Below are 24,912 nucleotides of genomic sequence, written 5' to 3' on the forward strand. Positions count from 1 at the left end.
CACAAATTATAACCACTTAAAAAATTTAGAAACAATAGAAAATAACGTTACAATTACCGCAGTTGCCAAGCAGCTACCCAACTACACCCGCAAGACCAGCGAGATACTACCCTTTGTTGAAACTTGGATGGAAGGACAGGAAAACCGTTTTAAACGTAAAGTGCTCAAAATTTTCGAGGGGGCAGGTGTAGATCGTCGCTACAGCATTATGGATGCCCACGAAGTGTTTATGAACACGTCCTTCGAAGAACGTAACGACATCTATGTACGTGAAATAAAAAAACTGGGGAAACAGTCACTCCAAAAAGCACTGGAGAAAGCCCATTGGAAGCCTACTGATATAGATTTTATCATTACCGTAAGCTGCACTGGGATAATGATCCCCTCGGTAGATGCTTATCTCATCAACGAGCTGGAAATGCGACAAGACACAGTGCGTTTGCCCGTAACCGAAATGGGCTGTGCTGCAGGAGTGAGCGGCATTATCTATGCCAAGAACTTCCTGAAAGCTAATCCTGGGAAACGGGCAGCCGTGATCGCTCTAGAGTCGCCCACCGCTACTTTTCAGCTTAACGACTATTCTATGGTGAACATCGTGAGCGCTGCCATTTTTGGGGACGGAGCAGCCTGTGTTTTATTGTCTTCGGAAAAAGAAACTTCTGGACCAAAGATTATAGATGAAGCGATGTACCATTTTTACGATGCTACAAATATGATGGGCTTTAAAATGGTAAATACAGGATTGCAGATGATTTTGGACAAGGAAGTTCCACAGAAAATAGCAGATCACTTTCCGGATATTATCTACCCATTCTTAGAAAAAAACGGAAAGAACATTGAAGATGTTGACCATCTTATTTTCCATCCCGGCGGCAAGAAAATCGTACAAACGGTAGAGGACTTGTTTGGTGGCCTTGGCAAAAATATCGACGATACAAAGGAAGTGCTGCGCTTATACGGAAATATGAGCAGCGCAACCGTGCTCTATGTTCTGGAACGTTTTATGGATAAAAAACCGAAAAAAGGAGAATTGGGCCTTATGCTAAGTTTTGGTCCCGGATTCTCCGCACAACGAATTTTAATAGAATTTTAATGCAGCAAAAACAAAACAATACCGTTCTCATTTTGGGAGGAAGTAGTGGCTTGGGCCTTGCAACGGCACATAAACTGGCCTCAGCGGGATATGATATTGTTATAGTGCATCGCGACAGAAAAAGCAATATCCCCAAATTTAAAACAGAAATAAAGAAGATGGAAGCGGTTGGGGTTTCGGTAAAAGCTTTCAACAAGGATGCACTGAAAGAAGAAACCGGTACTGAAATCATAAGTGAACTTAAAGACAAAAGTATATCAGTACTCATTCATAGCATTGCCAAGGGAAGCCTCAAGCCAATGGACACCAAAGCTGAACAACTATCAAAACCCGATCTGGACATCACCCTACACGCTATGGCAACCAGTTGGTGGCAATGGACAAGGACGCTCTTGCAACACGGTAAATTTTCAGAAAATGTACGGAATATTGCTTTTACAAGCGAAGGGAACACTAAGGTGTGGCCAGGCTACGGGGCAGTATCGGCAGCCAAGGCAACCCTGGAGGCACTTATGAGGCAAATGGCAGTAGAATTGGCCCCCAAGGGCATCACGACCAACTGTATACAAGCGGGCACCACACAAACGCCCTCGTTTAAAATGATTCCGGGAAGTGAAAAACTGGCAGAAATGGCAACCAAAAGAAACCCGTTTAAACGCTTGACACAGCCTGAAGACGTAGCCAATGCCGTTTGGTTATTGTGCCAGGAAGAAGGAAAATGGATCAACGGCACGGTCCTAAAGGTCGATGGCGGGGAAAGTCTTAGATAGCAAGGAAAAATGAACCAAGACCAGATACTAACAAAACTACCCTATACCAAACCCTTCCTGTTTGTAGATGAGCTTATTTCAATTTCTGAGAATACCGTAGAAGGAAAATATACATTTACCGAAGATTCCTATTTTTACCAAGGCCACTTTGAAAACAACCCAGTCACCCCAGGGGTGATTTTGGTTGAATGTATGGCACAGATTGGTGTGGTCTGTCTGGGCATTTATCTATTGGGAGAAGCAACGGAAATTGCTGAAACGGAACCAAAGATCGCCCTTAGCAGCCACCAAATGGATTTTTACAAACCGGTATTCCCAAACGAAACCGTGACCGTGATTTCCGAAAAAGAATATTTCCGCTTCCACAAGCTGAAATGTAGTGTAAAAATGTTGAACGAAACAGGAGCGCTTGTGGCAAAGGGGAGTATCTGTGGGATGCTAAAGGTTTAAAGTTTAAGGCATAAAGCTTACGGCTTATAGCTTAAAAATTAAATTTTGTTACTATTAAATAAGTAATTAAACACCACAAATAATTTTATCGATTAACCTAACAATTAAATCATCAAAAACCGAGTCGTCATTACAGGATTAGGAATAGCCGCTCCAAATGGGGTAGGGGTTCCCGCGTTTACCGAAGCAATCAAAAAAGGACAATCGGGCATCCAGCACTTCACAGAATTGGAGCATTTAAAATTTTCCTGTCAAGTGGGTGGACTGCCTGAAATTTCAGAAGAAAAAAAGCGCGAATACCTTACGGACCTTCAACTCCGAAACTTTAACAGTAGTGGGATTCTCTACGGTGTAATTGCTGGGATGGACGCTATAAAAGATGCAAACATTGCAATCTCTGAAAAAGAGCCCAATTGGGATTTGGGCATTATTTTCGGTACTGGGACAAGCGGGGTAGATAAATTTCGTGAGGCGATTTACAAAGTAGACGACCAAAATGTAAGAAGGCTGGGAAGTACCACGGTAATACAAACCATGGCAAGCGGTATTAGCGCATATTTGGGAGGATTAACTGGTGCGGCCAACTTGGTCACTACCAACTCTTCGGCCTGTGCAACGGGTACTGAAGCAATTTTGTTGGGCTACGAGCGAATCGCGCAAGGAAAAGCCACACAAATGCTTTGTGGAAGCACCAGCGACCACGGTCCCTATCTTTGGGGCGGTTTTGATGCCATGAAAGTAATCACTTACAAACACAACCACGAACCACAAAAGGCATCGCGCCCAATGAGCGCTAGCGCCAGTGGCTTTGTTCCAGGTAGTGGGGCAGGAGCAGTACTCTTAGAATCTTTGGAAAGCGCACAAGAACGGGGTGCAACTATGTATGCCGAAGTACTTGGAGGGCATATAAATTCTGGCGGACAACGAGACGGCGGCAGTATGACTGCGCCCAATAGTGAGGCCGTACAGCGCTGTATTAAAAATGCCCTGATAGATGCAGGAATTGCCGCAGCTGAAATAGATTATATCAATGGGCATTTAACGGCAACGATAAAAGATGCCACAGAAATTGAGAATTGGTGTAGGGCATTAAACCGAAGCGGTGCAGACTTCCCGTATATCAATTCCTTAAAAGGGATGGTGGGGCATTGCTTGGCAGCAAGCGGTAGTGTGGAAGCTGTTTCAACCATTCTTCAAATGCAGGAAGGGTTTGTGTTTCCGAATATAAATTGTGAAGACCTACATCCTGAAATTGCAACTATGGTAGCTTCAGAAAAGATTCCGAGGGAGAAAATCCCGGCAACTATACATACTGCGATAAAAGCGAGTTTTGGCTTTGGGGATGTAAATGCGTGTGTTATCTTTAGAAAAATTTAATGCCAAGAATGACAACCGAAGAAATCTATACCAAACTGGAGCCCATAGTGGCAACCTACCTCCCTGAAGACATACCTATATCCGAAATAGACCCAGATAGTGACCTAACAGGCGAGCTCAATATAAACTCCGCACATCTTGTTGATATCGTGCTGGACGTGGAAGACGAGTTTAACGTGGAGTTTGCCAATGAGGATATGGAGACCTTGCGCACAATGAATGACGCTGTAGCCATCATTCAGAAAAAGATATAATGTTCAATAGCACTTTTCCTGCCATACAACCGCAAACCCTTGCCGTAAAACTTACCGCAAAAGGGGAGCGTTCGGTACGCAGTGGGCATCCCTGGATTTTTTCAGAAAGCGTCGAAAAAATCAACAAAGAAGGGAAATCTGGCGATATCGCTGTGATTTTCAGCCATACAAAAAACAAGGCTATGGGAGTGGGGCTTTACGATGCCCAATCGCCAATAGTGATAAAAATGCTGCATCACGACGGTGGGGCAAGATTGGACGAAGCTTTCTTCAGAAATAAAATTAATCGGGCGTATGCGTTGCGGGTAGATCTATTGGAAACCGAAACCAATAGCTACCGCCTTCTTTTTGGTGAGAACGACGGTTTCCCTGGATTGATTGCCGATGTGTATGCCGAAGTGCTGGTGGTAAAACTATATTCGGCTATTTGGTTGCCGTATTTGGAAACCATTTTTAAGCTTCTGATAGAAATCTCCAAAACCAAGACCGCAGTGTTACGATTAAGCCGTACGCTTCAGCATAATGAAAATTTTCTATTAACTGAAGGTACCGTGGTCTATGGCAACTTACCCAGCGAGACCGTTTATTTCAAGGAACACGGCGTTAACTTTTCTGCAAATGTGATAAAGGGACACAAAACAGGTTATTTTCTGGACCACCGTGACAACAGAAAAAGGGTAGGAGTTTTGAGCATAAATAAAAGTGTCCTTGATGTATTTAGTTATGCAGGAGGATTCTCGGTACACGCTTTGGCGAAAGGTGCTAAGGAGGTGACAAGTGTGGACATAAGCGAACAGGCTTTAGAGCTGGCCAAAGCCAACAGCACCCTGAACGAACAGAGTGGTAACCACACCACGCTAGTTGGGGACGCCTTTGAGATAATGAAGCAACTCATACACGAACAAAAACGATTTGATGTTGTGGTGATAGATCCGCCAAGCTTTGCCAAACGCCAAAAAGAAATTCCTGTGGCCAAGAAAAAATATGCCCAACTAGCACAATTGGGAGAAAAATTGACTGCTCGTGGCGGTTTGCTGGTATTGGCTTCGTGTAGTTCGAGGATTCCCGCAACCGATTTTTTCAAGATCAACAAAGAAGCCTTGAAAAAACAACCTCGGCATTTTTCGGTACAATTAAAAACGGGACACGATATAGACCATCCCGTTACTTTTCCAGAAGGCGCCTATTTAAAGTGTGGCTATTATAAGTTTCAGGAATAAAAGTAGTTTAAAACTTACTTAACATTTGTAGTTAAACTGTGCTAAACCTCTTTTTTCTAATGAGATAACTTCTTATATTAAAAATAAAAAGTTATGAAAAATATACTCGCAGTACTAGTTTTATTTATTTCATTTTCGGCAATGGGTCAAGATACCCATCTTCAAATTAGCAGTGATGAAATGCAAGAAAAGGCCAAAACCATCACCGATAAGTATGTAGATGCACTTGGGTTGAGGGCTAAACAGGAATTGCTCTTCAGGAAGAAAGTAGAAGAATACTTAATTCGTGAGCAAGAGATTAAAGAAAATAACGAAGGAGAGGATATGCTGAACAAGATGGTGGCACTACGCCAAAACGAGGCTGCCGAGATGGGCGATATCCTTACAAGGATCCAGCTTGAAAAATACAAAGAGATTCGCCCCGATATCCAACCATTGGCCCGGATTAAACAATAAAGATAATTGTATAAAAATTAAAAGAGCACTAGAAAATTAGTGCTCTTTTTTTATGTACTAAATGTAAGGGATTACTCCACAAAACCTTCCCCATTGGTCGTTTTTTCAATGGTGGGATCTTCGGTGTGGAATGTTTTTTCGAGACCTGCAGAATCTACCCCAAAAAACTTGAGGATATCGGGACCGTTAGCAATCTGCCTGGTCTTATCACCTTTAATGGCAATAGGGTGCGACAGTACCTCGTCATTATTTTGTAAAATCTTGATCCAGTCGTTTGTTCCAAAATTTGAAGTATCGTCCACCTTGACCAATCGCTTATCTACCAAGTCGCCTACTTTACAGCCCAACGCCTTGGCAAGTTCGGCCCATTGGGTGTCACTTATCTTTGTTTTTGAAATATCTATAGCGTTCAATTTATCCTTTACTCCTTGGAGGTACGCTAGTGCGTGTTTGCCCACTCTGGAGTTATGGCTATAAATTAACGTAAATTCTCTGTCGTCTCGTGCGAGTACTCCCATATTTGTTTCTGTGTTCAAAACGGTTATTATTTATTTTATTAATGGGTTTGCATTTTTTCTTTCTTCTTACGGAGTTGCTTGGCAACATCGTTGCAGGCCTCTGCCAGGGAAGCCTCGAAAGAGCCATTGTTGGCCTGTGCAAATAGAGTAGTGCCAGGAACATTGATTCGTACTTCCGAAATCATTCCAGTTTCTGGACTGGTTGTATTTTCTTTTTTGAAATATACATCGGTATTTACGATGAAGGTATATTTAGATTCCAATTTCTCCAATTTTTCGGTTGCCATAGCTTCTAGGCGCTGGCTTGCTGAAACGTCTTTATATTCAAAGTTAATGTTCATGATCTTTCTGTTTTTAATTCAACTTTAAAGATACAATTCCTAAGAGGGGAAGGCAAACTTTTAATATTATTTTGGCAAATCCTCCGCGGGTACCTCCCCAGAGGTGGCCGGGATGTAAATGGAGGCAAGGATACCGGCAAGTAAAGAGACGCCTATAACGGCCAGTGATAACCATTCGGGAATTTCAACATGGTGGGAAATAAGCATTTTTATCCCCACAAAACTCAAGATAGCTACCAGACTGTAATTGATGTATCTGAATTTTTTCAGCATACGTGAGATCAAGAAGTACATAGAACGGAGTCCAAGAATTGCCAGGATATTGGAGCTGAAGACTATAAAAGGATCTGCAGTAATGGCAAGGATGGCTGGGATACTGTCCAGAGCAAACAATATATCGGTTAGCTCAATAATGAGCAATGCTATAAAAAGGGGAGTGGCTGCTTTTATGCCCATTCTTCTTATGAAGAAATTTTCACCTTCAATTTTATTGGTAACAGGGAATATTTTTCGGATAAATCGATACACCTTAGAATTTTTTGGGTCGAAATCGGTATCGCTGGAGGTTGCCATTTTATACGCTGTGTAGAGCAAGAAAACGCCAAACACATAAATTATCCAATCGAATTTATTGATAAGCGCTACCCCAAAAAGTATCATCAATGCCCTGAACACGATGGCTCCCAATATTCCCCAGAATAAAACCCTGTGCTGAAACTTGGCCGGAATGGCAAAGGAACTGAAGATAACGGCTATCACAAACACATTGTCAATACTAAGGGACAGTTCAATTAAATAGCCCGTAATGTATTTTAGGGTAGCATCGCTGGCCGTGAGATTCGTTGGATTTTCTACCAGTCCACTGGAGAACAGCCAATATACGACACCCGAGAAGAGCAATGCAATGCTCACCCAGATACTCGTGAAGATGGAAGCCTCCTTCGTTTTTATCTCATGGGCTTCTTTATTAAAAACCGCCAGGTCCAAAAACAACAGTACCAATACAAAAGCAATGAATATCCCCCAAACCATAGTGTTGAAATTTCAGCAAAAATACAAGTTCGTATCACCAAAATATGATAGCGTTTTGTTAATACTCTGCAAATAGTTAAATGTTCTTTAATTGTTTTTGTGTGGTAGGTATAGATTGTAACTTTTCAAAAAAAGAGAACTATGAAGGAAAAACAGACCCCAACCGAATTTGAAATCCACCCCCTTATCAAAAATCGTTGGAGCCCGAGAGCCTTTGCCAACAAACCTATAGCCGAAAAGGATATTAAGGTCCTATTGGAGGCAGGCCGTTGGGCACCCAGCAGCAACAATTTACAGCCTTGGCGAATTATATGGGGTATTAAGGGCACCGAAACCTACGACAGGATTTTTAGCTGTTTGGTGGATTTCAACCAAGGATGGGTTGAAGGAGCTCCTGCATTGATGATGGGAGCGTTCAAAAAAGATATGAAAAATGGTGAAAAGGAAAACTTCCACGCCCTGCACGATTTGGGATTGTTTATGGGAAATGTGAGCGTACAGGCCACGAGTATGGGCATTGCCATTCACCAAATGGCAGGAATAGATTTTAAGAAGGCCGGAAAAGAGTTCAATTTTCCGAGCAATTACCATGTAGCTACAGGAATCGCTATTGGCTATTATGGTGGCGATCCAGAGACGTTGCCGGAAGACTTACAGGAAGAAGAAACCAAGGTGAAAAGAGAACGCAAGCCCCAGGGCGAATTTGCTTTCAATGGAAATTTTAAAAATTAAGACTATGAGTAACGAGAAAAAGACAAAAGAACACGCAGACTTTCAATCAAGCTACCGCAGGTCGTCCAATTTTGGAGGAACTACCCAAGGCAATGAGAACCTGAAAGCAAAAGGCGATGGAGAAGTAAAACTAAACAAAGACAACGATATGATTTCAAAAGAAAATAAGCAAAAAATAGCTGATGCCATGGACAAGATGCAGCGCAAGTACGAAAACACCGAAGAACGGGAAACAAGTAGGGAGGAAGAGTGATAAATGCAATGCCATTACGTTAAAATTCTGAAAATTAACACATTCCATTAATTTTAACTGAAGATTTTTCGATAGCTTTAACTTCCAAATTTTAAAATCAGGGTCGTTATGGAAAGACAAAAACAAAAATCCCACGCCGATTTCCAAGATAATTACAGGCGCTCTTCAAATTTTAGGAGCGTTATAAAAAAGGAGAAGTTTGAGATTACTAACAAAGGCGAAGTAAAGATCGTTTCAGAAGAGTAGTATACCTACTCTTGTGGAAAAAGCAGTATTGCAGCAATGCGATACTGCTTTTTTTGTTTAAAACTTAACAATGTTTAACCTCTTGCCCTATTTACTACAACAGTATTTAACATTTGTGATGGCTACCTTTATTGAAACAAAAAAAGGAAAACTATGAAAGAAGCACAACCTTTACTCAAACCTATAAACCTAGGAGATTTGGAATTGCCTAACCGGGTTATAATGGCACCAATGACAAGGAGTAGAGCAAAAAATGAACACGCAGCCCCTACCGAAGAATTACACGTACCCTATTATACACAGCGCGCCACTGCTGGCCTTATCATTACAGAAGGAGCTCAGGTTTCAAAGCGAGCCGTTGGGTATATATACACGGCAGGAATTCACAACCAAGCCCAAATAGAAGGCTGGAAAAAAGTTACCCAATCTGTTCACGATGCTGGGGGACGTATCTTCATCCAGCTTTGGCATGTGGGACGTATCTCACACCCAGATTTTCACAATGGGGAATTACCTTGGGCACCTTCAGCGATAAACCCTGAAGAAAAAGTGTTTACACCAGAGGGACAAAAGAAAACCGTTACCCCAAAGGCAATGACCAAAGAAGACATAGAAATCACCAAACAAGAATTTGTTGAGGCCGCAAAAAATGCAGTAGAAGCAAATTTCGATGGGGTGGAGATTCATTCTTCAAACGGATATCTTTTCCACCAGTTCTTCAGCAGTTTTAGCAATAAACGTGAGGATGAATACGGTGGGAGCATTGAAAACCGAGCCCGCTTTTTCTTTGAGGTACTCGATGAGATGAAAAAGGTACTCCCCGAAAATAAGATAGGGGCGCGGTTCAATCCATCCTTGCACGGTACCTTTGGGATGGAAGTAGTAGAGGATACCATCCCGACTTTCGATTATATCATCAAGAGACTTAGCGATGATTATGATCTCGCCTACATACATCTTTCTGAACCCTTTACCGATGTAACCAATGTACCACACGCTGTGAGTGATATAGCCAAACGCTACAGGCCTATGTACAAAGGAAACCTTATGATAAACACTGGGTTCACACAATCTACCGGGAATAAAGTAATACGGGACGGAGATGCAGATCTTGTTGCGTTTGCAAAACTATATGTCTCCAATCCAGATTTGGTAGGTCGCTTTAGAGAAGAAGCAGACCTAAGTGGCTGGGACAAGGATACATTCTATACCCAAGGTAAGGAGGGATACTTGGACTACGAAGCCGAAACCAGAGAATTGATTCCAAATACTTAAAATTAAATTTCAATAAAAAAATCACTATGAAAAACAGAGAAATAATGGGCGGTTATAGAACTATAAACCCCGCCACCGAAGAAGTTATAAAAGAATACACCTATATGCGTGATGGCGAAATAAACGATGCCATAGATGCTTGTCACAAAGCATTTACCCAATGGAAAAAGAAGTCCTTAAAAGAACGGGGTGAAATACTAAAAAAAATAGGCGAGGGACTTATGGAACGTCGTGAGGAGTTTGCAAAACTAATGACCCAAGAGATGGGAAAGGTAGTGAAGCAAGGTTTTCAGGAAGTGAAGTTATGCGCAGGGATTTGCGATTACACGGCTAAAACAGGTGCTGAAGAACTGCAAGATATAGAGCGGGAACTGCCAGAAGGTGGAAAGGGGATCATTACCTTTCAGCCCATTGGGATTGTATACGGAATTCAACCTTGGAACTTTCCCAGTTACCAAGCAGTACGGTTTGCTATTGCCAGCTTAATGGCAGGAAATGGTGTATTATTGAAACACGCCGAAAGCTGCACAGGCTCAGCATTGTTGCTACAGGAAATAATGGAAGATGCAGGACTGCCCAAGGGATTGTTCAAAGTACTCATTATTACAAACCAACAGTCCAACGATGTAATTGCAAACGACCACGTACGTGGGGTCACCTTTACTGGTAGCGTAACCTCTGGTACCGTTGTAGCACAAGAAGCTGCAAAGCACGCTAAAAAAACGGTATTGGAACTAGGTAGTAATGATGCCTATTTGGTCTTAAAGGATGCCGATATAGATATGGCTGCTGAAACTTGCGTACAGGGAAGGATTTATAATAATGGTGAAACCTGTGTGGCCGCAAAACGCTTTATTGTTGTTGAAAAGGTATACGAGGACTTTAAGAAAAAGTTTGTAGCCGGAATGAAGGATATAGCCTATGGAGACCCTACAAACCGTGACACCGCTATGGGACCTATGGTTAGAGAGGATCTACAGAAAAAGCTACATGACCAAGTAACCGAGAGTGTGGATAAAGGAGCTGAAATTCTAGTAGGAGGGAAGCTCCCCGATGAAAAGGGATTTTACTATCCAGCAACGGTTTTAGGAAATGTAAAGCCTGGACAACCGGCATATGACGATGAGTTGTTCGGTCCTGTGGCCAGCTTGATCAAAGCGAAGGATGATGAAGATGCAATGCGAATTGCCAACGATAGCCGTTTTGGATTGGGCGGGGGCATTTTTAGTAAAGATGAAGATAGAGCTGTACAATTTGCTAAAAGCCATTTTGATACAGGAATGGTGTTTATAAATAGTTTTGGGCTTGCGCAACCCAATATGCCTTTTGGAGGCGTAAAGAAATCTGGTTATGGTCGTGAGCATGGAGGCTTTGGTATCAAGGAGTTTGTAAATGCGAAGGCTATCAACATATTGAATAGCTAGAGAGGTAATCTTAAAAATTAATAATACCGTAAACTATACGGTAACAAAAACGAATACTATGGATATTACATTAAAAGAAGCTGAAAAAGTTATAGAAAACGCAAAGAAAAAAGCTGTTGAAATGGGTCTTAAAATGAACATTTCGGTAGTGGATGGTGGTGCCAATCCAGTGGCATTTGCCCGAATGGACGGTGCTTGGCTGGGCAGTGCGGATATTGCTCTAAAAAAAGCGAAGACAGCCCGTTATTTCGATATGCCAACTGGTGAGATAGGAAAACTCAGTCAACCAGGGGAATCACTCTACAACATTGAACATTCAAACGGTGGACTGATCACCTTTCCCGGTGGGATCCCATTGAAGAACAACGATGGAGCTATCATTGGCGCAATAGGCGTTAGTGGCAGTACCGTGGATAATGACCATACTGTTGCAAAAGCGGGTGTAGAAGCACTATAGATTTTCAGCATAGAAATCTAAGCAGGGCGATTATTTCACGATAGTCGCCCTATTTTTTTTTACGTACCAAAGAATCCCCAATGAGATAGCACTGCATACCGAAAAGCCAATAAATAGGGGAAGAGTGCCCTCTACTACAAATCTTCCTATAAAAATGCTTATGGGTACTGCCATCAAGGTAGATATCAACCCTGTAATTGCGGCGGCTATACCTGCGATGTGTCCCACGGGTTGCATGGCCAATGCGCGTAAATTTCCGAAGAGAAAACCAATACAAAAAAACTGAAAAGCAAAGAACCCCAGCAATATATAGATATTAGGCTGTTCAACATTGAAGAAGAAAAGAAGGTACAATACCGACACCAAAAAAAACCCTAGGAGGGAGGTAGTTACCATTTTTTCCATACCAAAGCGTACTACCAACGTTCCATTCAGGAAAATGGCGACACCTATGGCAACGGCAAGACCTGCAAAAATATAGGGAAATTCGGCTTCTAGGTTATATTGGTTCTGGAAAATCTCTTGGGAGGCACTTAAATATACCAAGAACGAACCCACCACAAAGCCCGAAATAAAGGTATAACCCATGGTGGTCTCATAGCGAACCGTTTCTTTAAATCCATTGATAATTCGGGATGTGGAAAAGGGTATACGGTTAGCAACGGTTAATGTTTCCGCTTGACGGAGCCAGAACCACAACGCCACCAAAATACTGATGACCACTTGTACATAAAAAATCCCTTGCCAGTTATAATGGTCGAGTATAAATTGTCCCATTGCGGGTGCAATAATGGGGATGAGCAGGAACACTACGGTTACAAAGGACATAATACGCGCCATGTAATCGCCCTCGTAGGTATCCCGAATAATGGCAATACATACCGTCCGGGGGGCGGAGAGACCAAAGCCCTGTAGCATCCTTCCCAGCACCATTACCCATACGCTTTCGGCATAGATACAGATAAAGCTAGCGGCAATAAACACTGCAAAACCCATATATACCGAGGGTTTTCTGCCCAAGGTGTCCGAGAGTGGACCAAATAGCAACGGACCAATACCTAAGCCCAAGAACATCATGGTAATAAGCAATTGGTTATCGGCTGGAGATTGGGTGTGTATCGCGGCTCCAATAATGTCCAATGCCGGGAGGAGTGCATCTATGGACAGTGCAGTTACCGACATCAATGCCGCCATGAGGGCAACAAATTCTATTTGGGAAGTGGCGTGGCTGATTTTCAAGTTGCAAAAGTAGCCAATAATACGGGTAGTACAGCCCCAAATGGTGATGCGTTTAAAAAAACGAGTATATTAGAGGTATGAAACTGTTCTCAAAAATGCGTATGGGCTCGATAAGTGGAAAACGCTTTGGCAATTATATACTCTATGCCATAGGCGAAATTGTACTGGTAGTACTAGGGATCCTAATAGCTGTGGGCATCAATAATTGGAATGAAGATAAGAAAGAAGCAGACCGCTTAGCTACCTATCTACACAACTATAGGACTGATCTGGTGACGGACACCACGGTAATAGGCATAAACCTCCGGTTGTTGGAACAAAAGAAAGAGGCATTCCATTTGGTGCTTAGTGACACGATGACCAAGCAACAGTTAATGACGACCCCTTTGGCGTTTTCGTTGATCACAACCCACCGTCCGCTCCAATTACAAAATAAAGGCTATAACGAACTAAAAAACTATGCCAGTAACGACCGTACCATGACGGACAGTCTGGTAAGTACCATAATTACCACCCACGCAGCATTTGATGATTTGATCATGCAGGCCCAAGAGCGTATCAATAAAGATATAGATGAGAATCTTGGCTATTTTAAAAATAATAAGGAATGGATGGCCGATTTACTTTCACAAAAACTCTCTGATGATGTCATTGCGTATTTCCTGAGTGATGATTACCGAAACCGCGCCTCGTTACATTATGTACTGGTATATAAAAACCTGCACACATTTCTATCGGCTTATAACGATCACGCAATAGGATTGTTAGAACGTATAGACGAACGCCTGTCCAAAACCCCATAAAATTACTAACTACAACTAAGAGTAGTGGTGCTAGTTTAAAATGCTAATTGTTGTAGCTATAGATACTTTAGTAAGTTCCATTTATTCTATTTTACATAATATAGATTATAGTACATTTCTGAAATTTAAAACGGCGAATAGAACTTTTTCAGTTCTATTTTATATAAATGCAGATATAGCGCCTTTAGGTCTATATCGTCAGCATTTATGTAACAGCCGTTTTACGACTATATTCGTAAGCTATAATTAGCCGTTATGTAAAATTGCCGCGCAACTTGTGCTTAATTGATAGATTTTCCTTTTAATTTATTTTTGATATAATTTCATATTCAGTAGAATTTAGCCAGCCGATACAAAGCATATTTTGTTCTTAATTGAAATGCTCGTTTATTCTAAACAATTGTGCTGGAAAAGTTTTTTAGGAGAATTACGGTAAGATTTGCCGTAACCGTTAAAAAATTACCATTGATTCTTCCAGCGCTTTAAATTTCTTAGCCGTTACTCCATTTGGTTGATCTGTTTACTATTTTTTTGTTGAGTGCATTAATATTATGTCAAATAGAATTAAGCTCGGATAAAGTATTTAATCTTGCACTTTTTTAAAGTAATCATAGGTAAGTAAAAAAATAAAAGAAGAATGTTTGTACGAACCGCTTTCACCTAAGCAGAGTCATCCCAATAGAAAAAATCGGGACAGGCTATAACGCAGAAGGTTATATTACATTTATCTAGTAAATTATATATTTAAATAATGTACCAGAATTAACTAATTGGCTCGGGAAGAGATATTCTTTTAGGCTAACTGCACTTTCACAGCATTCATCCCGCGTTGTCCCTTTTCAAGTTCAAAGGATACTCGATTGCCTTCGGTGATCTCGTCCAGGTGGCCGCTTATGTGTGTAAAGTATTTTTCGTTGTTCTCGGCATCGATGATAAATCCGAAGCCTTTGGAATGGTCAAAATAATCGACCGTGCCCGTACGGGTGGGGTCAAATTCTTCTTTTTCGCCCTCCGGGGTCTTGGGCACACCCACAACAATATCCTCTGCCTCTATCTCCTCTTTTTCTGAAGGGTCCGGCGGGGTATCTACCAGGTTCCCCATATGGTCTACATATACGAGGTCTATACCGCTCTTTTCCAGCATTTCCTTGTCCAGCTTACGGGCTTCTTTTTTCTTTTTCTTTGCTTCACGCTTTTCTAGGCGTTTCTTCTCTTTTTCAGATTTGTTGTAGGATTGATTTGATTTTGCCATTGATAGTTATAAAATAAGTAGTGTAATATACTTATGAAGTTTGAAATATTAAAAATGTTTATGAAAATTTTAAATTAAAAATACAAACCCTTCATCTTTTGGTCCAGTTAAAACAGATGTTTTTGTTGAAGGGTTTGTACATTGTATTATACGGGAACCTGCATAGCCACTTCCCTCCTATCCCAGTTGCGGTGCTGGGAGATGCTTTCAATAAAATTATTTGGGGACGCACTTATATGGATGGCCGCATCATCTTTGTGGTCTTTTACAAAGCTTGCATCCAACAGTTGTTCCCCCGCACCATCTACAGCAATGGCTTTACAATGCTTAAAAGCCTCATTGATAAACTTGATATACTTTCCCTCTTTCTTGAGTTGCATTACAGCTTTTTCGCCACCTGGAACATACACAGCATCAAACAAAACGCTTTCAGTGGTCGAAATGGCGGCATCAACCTCATGATCCATACCTTCATCACACGTAACTGTACCACCATGAGGTGCTATAAGTTTTACCATAGCATTTTCCTTCTCAAGTGCCTTTTTCATTTTTTTGAAAGCACTCATATCAAATTCGTCTGCAACCAAACAAGCAATTTGCCTTGTGGCAATACTATCAAATTTGGTATTGGCCTGGCTAAGTGCCGGATCCTCCTCTAGGTAATTCTTCTTATTACCGGGCTGTTGTTCTTTTTTGGAAGCGTCTGCCCCAATAGCTTGGTTTATGGGCTTTTCTACAATTTTTGGCACCTTGAGCCCTATATTTTCAGCTACTATTTTGGCAAGGTCACTATCAATTTGTGAAATCATGTACAGCATACGCTCTTTTATATCCTGTACCTTGCATTTTCCAAGTTCAAAAGAATAGGCTCCAGCCACATGTTCTTGTTCCCAATCTGACAGGCTGCGGTAAAAAAGGGCTGGTTGTGAAAAATGGTCATTAAAACTCTCGCTTCGGGCCCTAATCTTTTTTGCGTCAATTCGCTCTTCGTAATGTGTGAACCCGCCATCGGCCATTTTTGCCAGGTGCGGACAACTACCCATCAACGAATTTGGGAAATAAGCGCCGCGACCCTCTGGGATATCCATTTGCATATGTCCGTCGCGCTGGTTATTGTGTACGGGGACAATAGGCTTGTTTATGGGTATTTGGTGAAAGTTTGGTGTGCCCAACCTCGATAGTTGTGTATCGCGGTACGAGAACAATCGCCCCTGCAATAGGGGGTCGTTGGTAAAATCTATTCCTGGGACTATATGGCCAGGCAGGAAGGCAACCTGTTCGGTTTCTGCAAAAAAGTTATCAGGATTCCTGTTGAGCGTCATTTTCCCAATGATCTGTACGGGCACCATTTCTTCGGGGATTAATTTTGTGGGATCCAATAGGTCAAACTCGTATTTGTGTTCATCTTTTTCTGGAACTACCTGTATGCCCAACTCCCATTCTGGGAATTGCCCGGCCTCAATGGCATCCCAAAGATCACGGCGGTGGAAATCTGCATCGGCACCATTTATCTTAACTGCCTCTTCCCAGGTTACCGAATGTACCCCCAACGTAGGCTTCCAATGAAATTTTACAAAATGTGATTCCCCTTTTTTATTGATCAACCTAAAGGTATGTATGCCAAACCCTTCCATCATACGTAAACTACGGGGGATGGCACGGTCACTCATGGCCCAAATGTGGTTGTGCAATGTTTCGGTGGTCCTGGAAACAAAATCATAGAATGTATCGTGCGCCGAGGCAGCCTGTGGGATCTCATTATTGGGCTCAGGCTTCACCGAATGGATCAAATCTGGGAATTTCATGGCATCTTGAATAAAAAAGATAGGCATATTGTTGCCCACCAAATCCCAAGTTCCTTCCTCAGTATAAAATTTTACGGCAAATCCGCGTACGTCACGCGCCAAATCTGGTGATCCTTTAGAGCCTGCTACAGTAGAAAACCTAACAAACACAGGGGTTTTTCGTTCGGTGTCTGTAAAAATGCCTGCTTTGCTATACTTTTCGATGCTCTCGTATAGTTCAAAAAAGCCATGGGCGCCACTTCCCCTTGCGTGAACAATCCTTTCTGGAATACGCTCATGGTCAAAATGCGTGATTTTTTCCCGTAGGAGGAAATCTTCAAGCAGTGTAGCGCCCCGTTCTCCAGATTTTAATGAATTATTGGTGTCATTTACCTTTAACCCTTGGTTGGTAGTCATCACTTTTTCATCGCTATCCACCCTGTACTGCTCTAGATCATTTATTTTCTGTGTGTCTTTGTTGTTCTTTTTCTTTGCCATATTTCAAGTAGTTTACATTTTTGCTTGAAATTACTAAGAAAAGACATATTCAAAAAAAAATTTGCATTTAATTATGTTTACCAATACCCACAAAAAGCAAATGTGACATTAAATGTATCAAATGAGTTAAAACTCACAATCTATCGCACTAGTGGTTTTTCCACTTGAAACACCACTCAACATTACAAAATAGTTTTTATAAAACTACCAGATTTTAATGCGCTCTTCCTCGGTTTTGTAGTTGGCCTCACCGGGCTGTACGTTAAAGGCTTCGTACCATGGGGTAAAGTTCATCAAGGGACCGTTTACACGCCATTGGGGTGGCGAATGCGGGTCGGTAGCTACGTAATTACGCAAATACTCGTCACGGGTCTTAACGCGCCAGATACGGGCAATGGATAAAAAGAAACGTTGGTCCGGGGTGTAGCCTCCTATTTTTGTGGTGTCCCGGCCTTGTTCGGTCATTTTAAAGGCGTCGTAGGCTATGGCAATTCCGCCATTGTCCGCCGTGTTTTCCCCAACGGTCAATGCTCCTTTTAAGTGTATGCTGTCCAATACCGTAAAATTGCTGTATTGGTCCACGATTTGCTGGGTCTTTGCCTCAAATTTTTTGTAATCCTCCTCGGTCCACCAATTGGTTACATTTCCGTTTTTATCGTATTGCGCACCCTGATCGTCGAAAGCGTGGGTAAACTCGTGGCCAATTACCATGCCTATTCCCCCGTAATTTACAGCATCATCGGCATGCAGGTCGAAATACGGTGCTTGGAGTATTCCGGCAGGAAATACAATTTCATTGAGCGACGGATTGTAATAAGCCGTTACCGTAGACGGTGTGGTGTGCCACTCGTCGCGATTGGGTGCCTTGCCCAGTTTTGCAAGTTCGTATTCAAAATCGTTTTGGCGCAATGCCACCACGTTTTCAAAGAATTTATCACGGTCTATGGTTACATCGTAGGTTCTCCAAACATCTGGGTAGCCTATTTTCTTTTTAATGGCAAAGAGTTTTTCCTTGGCTTTTGTCTTAGTGCTATCGCCCATCCAATCTAGATTCTCGATACGTTTTTCCAATGTTTTCTGAAAGTTGTTCACCAAGTCCAATGCCCGTTGCTTGGCATCCTCGTTAAAGTAACGCTTTACATACACTTGCCCCAATGCAAAGCCTATCTGGTTATCTACACGGCGAACCATTTGTAACGATCTGGGTTGTTGCTCTGCCTGCCCCGTGAGTACTTGGGTGTACGCAAAAGAAGCATCGTTGAACGCCTTGCCCAACATAGTATCGTGCGAACTCAGGGTATTTGCCTTTACATAGGTTTTCCAATCTGCCAGCGGTACCGAAGCGAGCAGTTCATCCAGCGTATCATAATACGCAGGCTGCTTCACATCTACCGAGTCCACGTTGACCCCTACTGTCTCAAATAATGTTCCCCAACCGATATTTGGGTGTGATTTCTCCAAATCTGCCACCGCCATTTTGTGGTAGTTTTCTTTAATTACCCTGCGCTCCACACGTGTTTTATGCGAGGCTGCCAGTTGTTTTTCAAGATTGTACACGGTCTCGGCTTTCTTTGCCGGATTGGGTTCATCCACCAATTCAAATAAGGTGGTCAAATATTTTTTGTAAGCATCTTGTATCTTTTTTACTGAAGGGTCTTCCACAAAATAATAGTCCCTGTCCGGGAGGCCCAAGCCGGTTTGTGATAGGTGCAGGATGTTTACCGAGCTATTTTTCTGATCGGCTGAAATATGGGGTCCCATCATAGAAAAATCGCCCGTTTTTAATTGATTGGCAACGTATTGTAACAGTTCTTTTTTGTTGGAAATAGCATCAATAGTATTTAAGAGTGGTTGTATGGGTGCGATGCCCCTGTTATTAATGCTAACGGTATCCATCCCCGAAGCATAGAAATCTCCCACCATTTGCTCCACACTTCCCTTTGGGTATTCCTTGGCCGAAAACTCTTCCAAGATATCCTGCAACAGCTCTTGCTGCGGGATGTTCAAAAAGCGGTACGCCCCTACTCCTACTTGGTCTTCGGCGATCACGGCATTATCGTACCAGGTCTTGTTTACATGGTGAAAAAAGTCGTCCCCGGGTTTGATGGATGGGTCAATTCCATCGAAGACTACGGGTTCCTGCTTGGCAGTGGATGGGTTCTCTTTGTCGGTTTTACAAGCAACTGTCAATAGTGCGAAAACGACTAGGTAGGTGAGTTTTTTCATAACGGTAGTGGTTGTTTCTTCAAAGATACACAATAGTGGTGGTTTTTGGAGAATGAAAGATGGTAGGTGTGAGGTGTGAGGTGTGAGGTGTGAGGTGTGAGGTGTGAGGTGTGAGGTGTGAGGTGTGAGGTGTGAGGTGTGAGGTGTGTAAGATTATTTTATCTAGACTGTTGTGCTGGAATTTTTACATTTATTTTACAGTTTTTACATTCTGGGTGCTGCTAGATTGTATAGTTTTACTGAAACTATAGTTATGAAACCAATCGCTACACTCTTTGCTCTTTTTATAGCTTCTAACTTCTGTATCACTGGGGTGTTGGGACAAGAAACCGAAAGCCGCGCAATTTTAAAAGCTGGTGATGACTGGGGCAAGGAAATTATAGTATTCCCAATTGAATGGGCACCTAAACTACACCTTGAAGGCTTTGAGGAGCTACGGTTCTCCCCGGGCTGGTCTTCAGCAGAAAACGAACATTATTGGAGTCTCGTAATGGCTTGGAAAATAGACACTACCAATCTTTTATCGTTACAAGAACTTGAATATAACCTAGAAGCCTATTTCGATGGGTTGATGCACCCCAACCACTGGGCAACGCAGTTTCCTGAACCTATCGTATTGTTTTCAAATGAAACTGGAAATAGTACACCATTTCAGTTTAGAGGCAAGATGAAGTTTTTTGATGGATTCCACACCGGCAACGTAATTACCGTAAACATACTTGGCGAACAACACCTTAACGCCGAAGCAAAACAAAGCATCCTTATTTTCAGAATGTCTCCGCAGCCAATCACACATACCGTATGGCAAGGATTAGGGGAAATCACCAAATTACCAGAAAAGTAATTGGTTACCGTTCAATCTCCAGCTTGTACCCTACTCCGTGCACGTTGGTTATCTTTATAGAGGCATCGTCCTTCAGTTTTTTACGAAGTTTGGAAATGTAGGTGTCCAAACTGCGTCCCACGATCACTCCATTGTCCTCCCAGACCCGTTTGGTGAGTTCTTCCCGTTTTACAACTTGGTTGATGTGTGCCACAAAAATAGCCAGCAACTCACATTCCTTTTGGGTAAGGCTTATTTCCTGTGCGGCCTTTACCAATTTGTTCTGTTCAGGGTAAAAACTGAAACTCCCCAAATTGGTCGCCTTTTTATTTTTTAATTCCGTGTGATATGCGGTGTAACGGCTATAGAACACAAAGGCCAGAAAAGCCAAGACCAGGAACACCAAACTATAGAACAGGGTAGTGTCCTGCTTGGGAGCGGTATCATCTTCAGCAAAAGTAAATTGTATGGTGTAACAATCTTCAGGTAGTATCCTTCCGCCACAGGGTATTAAATTTTCTTCTGCCTTTCCTATGATCTGAAAACTATAAGCTACTTCCTGGGTTTCGCAGAGCAGTACTTCGGCCACATACGCCTTTGGGAGTGGTGTTTTATTGAATACATTAGAAACGATAGCGTTCAAATCTGCCGGATCGAACGACAGAGAGTTTTCAAAGGAAAGTTTGTATACATTCTTCGACTGCCGTACAACAGGTAGCACCAGGGAAGCAGTGTCGTTCTGCACTTTCAACAGCTGGTTGCCTACGGAACGGATGCCCACTTTAGCGGTTTTTTCTGAAATAGTTTCTTCTGTTTTGGTACACGAGACACAACAAAGCACTATCGCTACCAGCAAATATGGGATCCATTTCAGTTTCATAATACAAATAACAAGCATTTTAGGAAGATTTCACAGGCGTTGACACTTCTTTTACATTCTTTTGACACTTTTAAAACGGTATGCGGGTAGTTTAGCTGAAAATAAAAGAATCATATTATGCAACAACTACTATTTACATTCATCATCCTTACCAGCTTGACCGCAATAGGACAATCGCAAAAAACGTACAGTTTACAACCTGAAAGCTCCACGATACAGTGGCTTGGCTCCTACACCTTTTTAATGAGCGAACACAAGGGGACAGTTCAATTTAAAGAAGGCGAACTCTATACTACTAATGGAAACATTACCGGAGGGCAGTTCACCATAGATATGACCACCATCACCAATCCAGAATACCGTGACAAGGGAGTAGGCCCCGTAGACCATTTACGGAATGAGGACTTTTTCGACGTAAGTCGATATCCCGTTTGTTATTTGAAGATAACCTCGGTAGAGTATTTTACTGAAAACAATAAGCATAAATTCCTGGCAGATCTTACCATCAAGGATGTTACGAAATCCATCGAGTTTTGGGGAACCGCCCATCCCGAGATCCAACAGCTTACAACCCAGTTTAAGATAGACCGAACCCGTTGGGGCATTGTCCACAACAATAAAATTAAAGAGCATGCCATATCTGAAGCTATTGCGTTTGATGTAACTTTACAGTTTAAAGCAAACACCCTATGAAGCAACTAATTACCACTCTTGTACTGCTAGCAACTACAGTTACATTCTCGCAAGAAGCAACCCCATATCCAAAACTCCTAAATACTCCAGCAGATTGGAAAAATGAATTTTTCACCATACCGCTGTCCTTCGCACAGGAATTACCCCTACAAGGTTTTGAGGAAGCGGTTTTCCCTCCAGGTTGGAGCGATGTTGAAAGTGAAGCCTTGTGGAGCTATGCATTTGCTTGGCATGTATCGGCCCAACAGCCGCTATCGGCCTTGGATCTTGAAGCCTACCTACAACAGTATTTCGACGGATTGATGCAGGTGGAGCTAGTCCAAAAAGAAGATCCCAATGTTTCGCCCACGAATGTACTGTTATTAAAACAAGCTACGCAAAACAATAGCACACACTACATAGGCAAGGTAAAGACCTACGATAGGTTCCGAAGCCAAAAAATGATGACGCTACATCTGGAATTGGAACAATATTATTGTCCGAAGGAAAAAAAATCTGTGACTGTATTTCGGTTTTCGCCAAAAGAAAGGCATGAAACAGTTTGGGATATGCTCAGGAGCGTTATCTTATTGGATGGTTACTGTACCATAGAAAAGTAAACAGTTTATTTTCCTTAAGATATGAATGCATTTTGTGAGATATAGATGAGTTTAATATTGATATCGCATTATGTCCGTCGCAAATGAGTGGTACTCTATTAAATTTCCTCTTTCAGAAGGTCTGAAATTACATTGATATTATTAGGCAACCTACCAACATTCTGAAGTTTAAGTGCCGCCAGTCTCAATGCTATTTCTAAGGCTTTCTCCAACGGGAGTTTGCTAACGTAGGCATATAAAAATCCGCTCCAAAAGGCATCACCCGCTCCAGTGGCATCCATGACCTCGTTTATCTTAACTGCTGGAAGGTGTATGGTAGGTTTGCTTTTTTGTGAAAGTTTTACACCATTCTTTCCCAAGGTAAGGCAAATGAGGTCTGCTCCAAAACCGTGGAAGTAGTCAAAAATTTCTTTTTCAGAAAGCGTTTTGTTAAAATACCGCTCCATATCGTCCTCGCTCACCTTAATAAGTGGGTTGTAACCACAATACTCCCGAAGTGTTTTCGCTGCCTCCTTACGGTCTGGCCAAATTTTCTGGGCGTAATTTACATCAATACTCAACTTACAACCTGCTTCACTTGCTTCCTTGGCCTTTGCCAAAATAACGTCCCTTGCTGGGTTTTTGCTAAGTGCGAAGCAAGTAGTGTGGAATATAGAGGCCTTCGCGATCAAATCTGAAGGAAGTTGCGAAGCTAAAATATTGCAGTCTGCCGCCCTATATGGAATAAAATCTGGCGTGGCCGAAGATCTTGATACAAAGACCGTACTGGTAGGTTCCTCATCAATACGGCGCAAGTGGTTGGTATCTATATGTACTTCTTCCAGGCGATGGAGAATATATTCTCCAAAACCATCATTTCCCACGGTTGCTACCATTGCTGGTTGCAATCCCAGCCTAGCAAGGTTCATCGCTACGTTGGTAGGCGAACCTCCAAGATACCTGTGATAATCCCGGGTATGGTTAATAAGAACTCCAGGTTGGTGGCCAATGAAATCTATCAGGGCCTCACCTACACAAATCACGTCTATTTCTTTTTTTCTTTTCAAACCAATAATTTTTTTCCGTTTAGATATTGCGCCACCAAGATTTGTCCTGCGGCGCTCCATGTACACTTTTCAACACCGTTTACGGCAATAGTTTCTGTGTTGAAGTTTTCATAAAAGCCATAGTTTTCCTCACTGTTCAAACTTTCAATATTTGCGAGTATTTCTTCTGAAATTTCAGCATTGTGATGGTAAGCGGCTATACCATAAAAACCATTCACCATTTGCCAAGTGCCACCATTATGGAACTCGAACGGAAAGTTCCTGAATTCATACTTACAATTGTTCTCCAAAAGTCTCCAGTCTTCGTCCTCAGGGGTAATGGGAGGCCAAAAAGCTGGGAGTAATTGCAACTTGAGTTCCTTCCGAAGCTCTTCACAATGTGATATTAATGCATCATGCTGTTTCTTATCACCCAATTTGAGCAACAATGCCAATGAATTTCCGAAGGCATCGAACATACCTTGATACCCAGATGGTGTTACAGAGGCCATATAGTAAGGATGTTCTTCTAGTTGCAAATAAGCCCTAGGATGATATGGTTTATCCATACCCACAGCCCTATAATTGCCCAAGAGGCTATTGGTAATCGCAACAATTTTCTCCTCTAAAGGTTTAGAGTTGTTCAGGTGGTTATAACATTGCAATGCCCAAAGCCGTAACACTTGGTCGTAAAAGGTATGGCCTTCGGTTATGTACTCGTCTGCCCAATTTCCAGAGCGAGGAACATACACTAAATGGTTGTTATTAAACTCCCAGGACTGTAAAAGTTTCAATCCCTTCTCTATATTAGGTTTTAATTGCTCCAGGAAATCTTGGTCTTTCATAAACCAAGCATAGTTACATACTCCAACTATAAACCAAGAAACAGTATCTACCCTTCCTGCCAAACCGCCAAAGCTAATATTAGTGGTTCCGTCTTCATTAAAATGCACATTGGAAGGGATATGCCCCAATTCGTGCTGATGCTCTGCGAGGGTAAGTAACGTCTCTTTAGTAGTGCCTATAAGGTTCTTATCACCATCCAACAAAGCAGCTAACCCACAAATTACCCCATCTCTGGCCCAGACCCTCTTATAGTTGGTAATCTCGTTTGCGCTGGCCAAGAAGCCATGGGGCGAACTGGCTTGCACCATAATTTGCACTGCCTTTATGTACGGAAGAGATTGCATCT

At 42.1% G+C, this 24,912-nt stretch carries 27 protein-coding genes; 17 read left to right on the forward strand and 10 right to left on the reverse strand.

All coding sequences use genetic code 11. The features are described from left to right. Window positions 1–34 precede the first annotated feature (34 nt). The 7 genes from C8D94_RS09090 (at window position 35) to C8D94_RS09120 (ending at window position 5,620) form a co-directional block, all read left to right on the forward strand. Window positions 35–1,093: a type III polyketide synthase gene (locus tag C8D94_RS09090; protein ID WP_245946284.1), complete on the forward strand. Its 1,059-nt coding sequence runs from the start codon at window positions 35–37 to the stop codon at window positions 1,091–1,093. Beyond that, window positions 1,093–1,863 carry an SDR family oxidoreductase gene (locus C8D94_RS09095; RefSeq protein WP_115123639.1) on the forward strand — a complete coding sequence of 257 codons (771 nt, stop codon included), beginning with the start codon at window positions 1,093–1,095 and terminating at the stop codon, window positions 1,861–1,863. Before C8D94_RS09090 ends, C8D94_RS09095 begins: the two co-directional genes overlap by 1 nt. A gap of 9 nt (window positions 1,864–1,872) precedes the next feature. Continuing rightward, window positions 1,873–2,313 carry a 3-hydroxyacyl-ACP dehydratase FabZ family protein gene (locus tag C8D94_RS09100; protein ID WP_115123640.1) on the forward strand — a complete coding sequence of 147 codons (441 nt, stop codon included), beginning with the start codon at window positions 1,873–1,875 and terminating at the stop codon, window positions 2,311–2,313. 111 nt (window positions 2,314–2,424) lie between these two features. Next, window positions 2,425–3,690, forward strand: a complete 1,266-nt coding sequence (locus C8D94_RS09105; protein ID WP_115123641.1) for a beta-ketoacyl-[acyl-carrier-protein] synthase family protein — start codon at window positions 2,425–2,427, stop codon at window positions 3,688–3,690. A gap of 8 nt (window positions 3,691–3,698) precedes the next feature. Continuing rightward, the gene (locus tag C8D94_RS09110) at window positions 3,699–3,944 is read left to right on the forward strand and encodes an acyl carrier protein (RefSeq protein WP_115123642.1); all 246 of its coding nucleotides are present in this window, start codon (window positions 3,699–3,701) and stop codon (window positions 3,942–3,944) included. Continuing rightward, window positions 3,944–5,164, forward strand: coding sequence for a class I SAM-dependent rRNA methyltransferase (locus C8D94_RS09115; protein WP_115123643.1), 1,221 nt, complete (start codon window positions 3,944–3,946; stop codon window positions 5,162–5,164). The genes C8D94_RS09110 and C8D94_RS09115 overlap by 1 nt, the downstream gene beginning before the upstream one ends. Before the next feature lie 93 nt (window positions 5,165–5,257). After that, window positions 5,258–5,620: a hypothetical protein gene (locus C8D94_RS09120; protein ID WP_147278528.1), complete on the forward strand. Its 363-nt coding sequence runs from the start codon at window positions 5,258–5,260 to the stop codon at window positions 5,618–5,620. Window positions 5,621–5,691: 71 nt separating this feature from the next. On the opposite strand, the gene C8D94_RS09125 is transcribed toward C8D94_RS09120, so the two are convergent. The 3 genes from C8D94_RS09125 to C8D94_RS09135 all read right to left on the reverse strand — a co-directional run bounded on the left by C8D94_RS09125 (window position 5,692) and on the right by C8D94_RS09135 (window position 7,511). Then, window positions 5,692–6,156 (reverse strand): arsenate reductase family protein, encoded by a 465-nt coding sequence (locus C8D94_RS09125; RefSeq protein WP_147278529.1) that lies wholly within the window; start codon window positions 6,154–6,156, stop codon window positions 5,692–5,694. Window positions 6,157–6,176: 20 nt separating this feature from the next. After that, window positions 6,177–6,479: a ribosome hibernation-promoting factor, HPF/YfiA family gene (hpf, locus tag C8D94_RS09130; RefSeq protein WP_115123646.1), complete on the reverse strand. Its 303-nt coding sequence runs from the start codon at window positions 6,477–6,479 to the stop codon at window positions 6,177–6,179. Window positions 6,480–6,545: 66 nt separating this feature from the next. Continuing rightward, the gene (locus C8D94_RS09135; protein ID WP_115123647.1) at window positions 6,546–7,511 is read right to left on the reverse strand and encodes a TerC family protein; all 966 of its coding nucleotides are present in this window, start codon (window positions 7,509–7,511) and stop codon (window positions 6,546–6,548) included. 141 nt (window positions 7,512–7,652) lie between these two features. On the opposite strand from C8D94_RS09135, the gene C8D94_RS09140 reads away from it, so the two are divergent. The 6 genes from C8D94_RS09140 (at window position 7,653) to C8D94_RS09160 (ending at window position 11,898) form a co-directional block, all read left to right on the forward strand. Continuing rightward, on the forward strand, window positions 7,653–8,243 hold the full coding sequence (locus C8D94_RS09140; RefSeq protein ID WP_115123648.1) for a nitroreductase family protein: 591 nt from the start codon (window positions 7,653–7,655) through the stop codon (window positions 8,241–8,243). A 4-nt stretch (window positions 8,244–8,247) separates the two neighbouring features. Then, window positions 8,248–8,496 carry a hypothetical protein gene (locus C8D94_RS09145; protein WP_147278530.1) on the forward strand — a complete coding sequence of 83 codons (249 nt, stop codon included), beginning with the start codon at window positions 8,248–8,250 and terminating at the stop codon, window positions 8,494–8,496. 108 nt (window positions 8,497–8,604) lie between these two features. After that, window positions 8,605–8,742 carry a hypothetical protein gene (locus C8D94_RS15310; protein ID WP_170134750.1) on the forward strand — a complete coding sequence of 46 codons (138 nt, stop codon included), beginning with the start codon at window positions 8,605–8,607 and terminating at the stop codon, window positions 8,740–8,742. Window positions 8,743–8,895: 153 nt separating this feature from the next. Further along, complete coding sequence (locus C8D94_RS09150) at window positions 8,896–10,017, forward strand: alkene reductase (RefSeq protein WP_115123650.1); 1,122 nt, start codon at window positions 8,896–8,898, stop codon at window positions 10,015–10,017. Between the two features lie 26 nt (window positions 10,018–10,043). Beyond that, the gene (locus C8D94_RS09155; protein WP_115123651.1) at window positions 10,044–11,441 is read left to right on the forward strand and encodes an NAD-dependent succinate-semialdehyde dehydrogenase; all 1,398 of its coding nucleotides are present in this window, start codon (window positions 10,044–10,046) and stop codon (window positions 11,439–11,441) included. A gap of 58 nt (window positions 11,442–11,499) precedes the next feature. Beyond that, window positions 11,500–11,898: a GlcG/HbpS family heme-binding protein gene (locus C8D94_RS09160; RefSeq protein ID WP_115123652.1), complete on the forward strand. Its 399-nt coding sequence runs from the start codon at window positions 11,500–11,502 to the stop codon at window positions 11,896–11,898. A 30-nt stretch (window positions 11,899–11,928) separates the two neighbouring features. On the opposite strand, the gene C8D94_RS09165 is transcribed toward C8D94_RS09160, so the two are convergent. Continuing rightward, complete coding sequence (locus C8D94_RS09165; protein ID WP_115123653.1) at window positions 11,929–13,137, reverse strand: multidrug effflux MFS transporter; 1,209 nt, start codon at window positions 13,135–13,137, stop codon at window positions 11,929–11,931. A gap of 77 nt (window positions 13,138–13,214) precedes the next feature. Here C8D94_RS09165 and C8D94_RS09170 point away from each other — a divergent pair, with 77 nt between their 5' ends. Next, window positions 13,215–13,940: a DUF6090 family protein gene (locus C8D94_RS09170; protein WP_115123654.1), complete on the forward strand. Its 726-nt coding sequence runs from the start codon at window positions 13,215–13,217 to the stop codon at window positions 13,938–13,940. 793 nt (window positions 13,941–14,733) lie between these two features. Here the strand turns inward: C8D94_RS09170 and C8D94_RS09175 are convergent. From C8D94_RS09175 to C8D94_RS09185, 3 genes are all read right to left on the reverse strand, one after another. Next, the gene (locus C8D94_RS09175; RefSeq protein ID WP_115123655.1) at window positions 14,734–15,192 is read right to left on the reverse strand and encodes a cold-shock protein; all 459 of its coding nucleotides are present in this window, start codon (window positions 15,190–15,192) and stop codon (window positions 14,734–14,736) included. 146 nt (window positions 15,193–15,338) lie between these two features. Next, on the reverse strand, window positions 15,339–17,474 hold the full coding sequence (locus C8D94_RS09180; protein ID WP_115123656.1) for a catalase: 2,136 nt from the start codon (window positions 17,472–17,474) through the stop codon (window positions 15,339–15,341). A gap of 204 nt (window positions 17,475–17,678) precedes the next feature. Further along, window positions 17,679–19,700: a M13 family metallopeptidase gene (locus tag C8D94_RS09185; RefSeq protein ID WP_115123657.1), complete on the reverse strand. Its 2,022-nt coding sequence runs from the start codon at window positions 19,698–19,700 to the stop codon at window positions 17,679–17,681. A 253-nt stretch (window positions 19,701–19,953) separates the two neighbouring features. Here C8D94_RS09185 and C8D94_RS09190 point away from each other — a divergent pair, with 253 nt between their 5' ends. Then, entirely contained in the window at window positions 19,954–20,544 is a 591-nt protein-coding gene (locus tag C8D94_RS09190; RefSeq protein ID WP_115123658.1) for a hypothetical protein, read from the forward strand. Between the two features lie 4 nt (window positions 20,545–20,548). Here C8D94_RS09190 and C8D94_RS09195 read toward each other — a convergent pair whose 3' ends face one another. Further along, complete coding sequence (locus C8D94_RS09195; RefSeq protein ID WP_245946252.1) at window positions 20,549–21,403, reverse strand: winged helix-turn-helix domain-containing protein; 855 nt, start codon at window positions 21,401–21,403, stop codon at window positions 20,549–20,551. A 117-nt stretch (window positions 21,404–21,520) separates the two neighbouring features. On the opposite strand from C8D94_RS09195, the gene C8D94_RS09200 reads away from it, so the two are divergent. After that, entirely contained in the window at window positions 21,521–22,096 is a 576-nt protein-coding gene (locus C8D94_RS09200) for a YceI family protein (protein ID WP_115123660.1), read from the forward strand. Then, window positions 22,093–22,695, forward strand: a complete 603-nt coding sequence (locus C8D94_RS09205) for a hypothetical protein (protein ID WP_115123661.1) — start codon at window positions 22,093–22,095, stop codon at window positions 22,693–22,695. The genes C8D94_RS09200 and C8D94_RS09205 overlap by 4 nt, the downstream gene beginning before the upstream one ends. Before the next feature lie 98 nt (window positions 22,696–22,793). On the opposite strand, the gene C8D94_RS09210 is transcribed toward C8D94_RS09205, so the two are convergent. Together C8D94_RS09210 and C8D94_RS09215 are read right to left on the reverse strand one after the other, a co-directional pair. Beyond that, complete coding sequence (locus C8D94_RS09210) at window positions 22,794–23,741, reverse strand: carbohydrate kinase family protein (protein ID WP_245946255.1); 948 nt, start codon at window positions 23,739–23,741, stop codon at window positions 22,794–22,796. Continuing rightward, entirely contained in the window at window positions 23,738–24,910 is a 1,173-nt protein-coding gene (locus tag C8D94_RS09215) for a glycoside hydrolase 100 family protein (protein WP_115123663.1), read from the reverse strand. The genes C8D94_RS09210 and C8D94_RS09215 overlap by 4 nt, the downstream gene beginning before the upstream one ends. Window positions 24,911–24,912: the final 2 nt, after the last annotated feature.

This window comes from Marinirhabdus gelatinilytica (assembly GCF_003353425.1).
Lineage (GTDB): Bacteria > Bacteroidota > Bacteroidia > Flavobacteriales > Flavobacteriaceae > Marinirhabdus > Marinirhabdus gelatinilytica.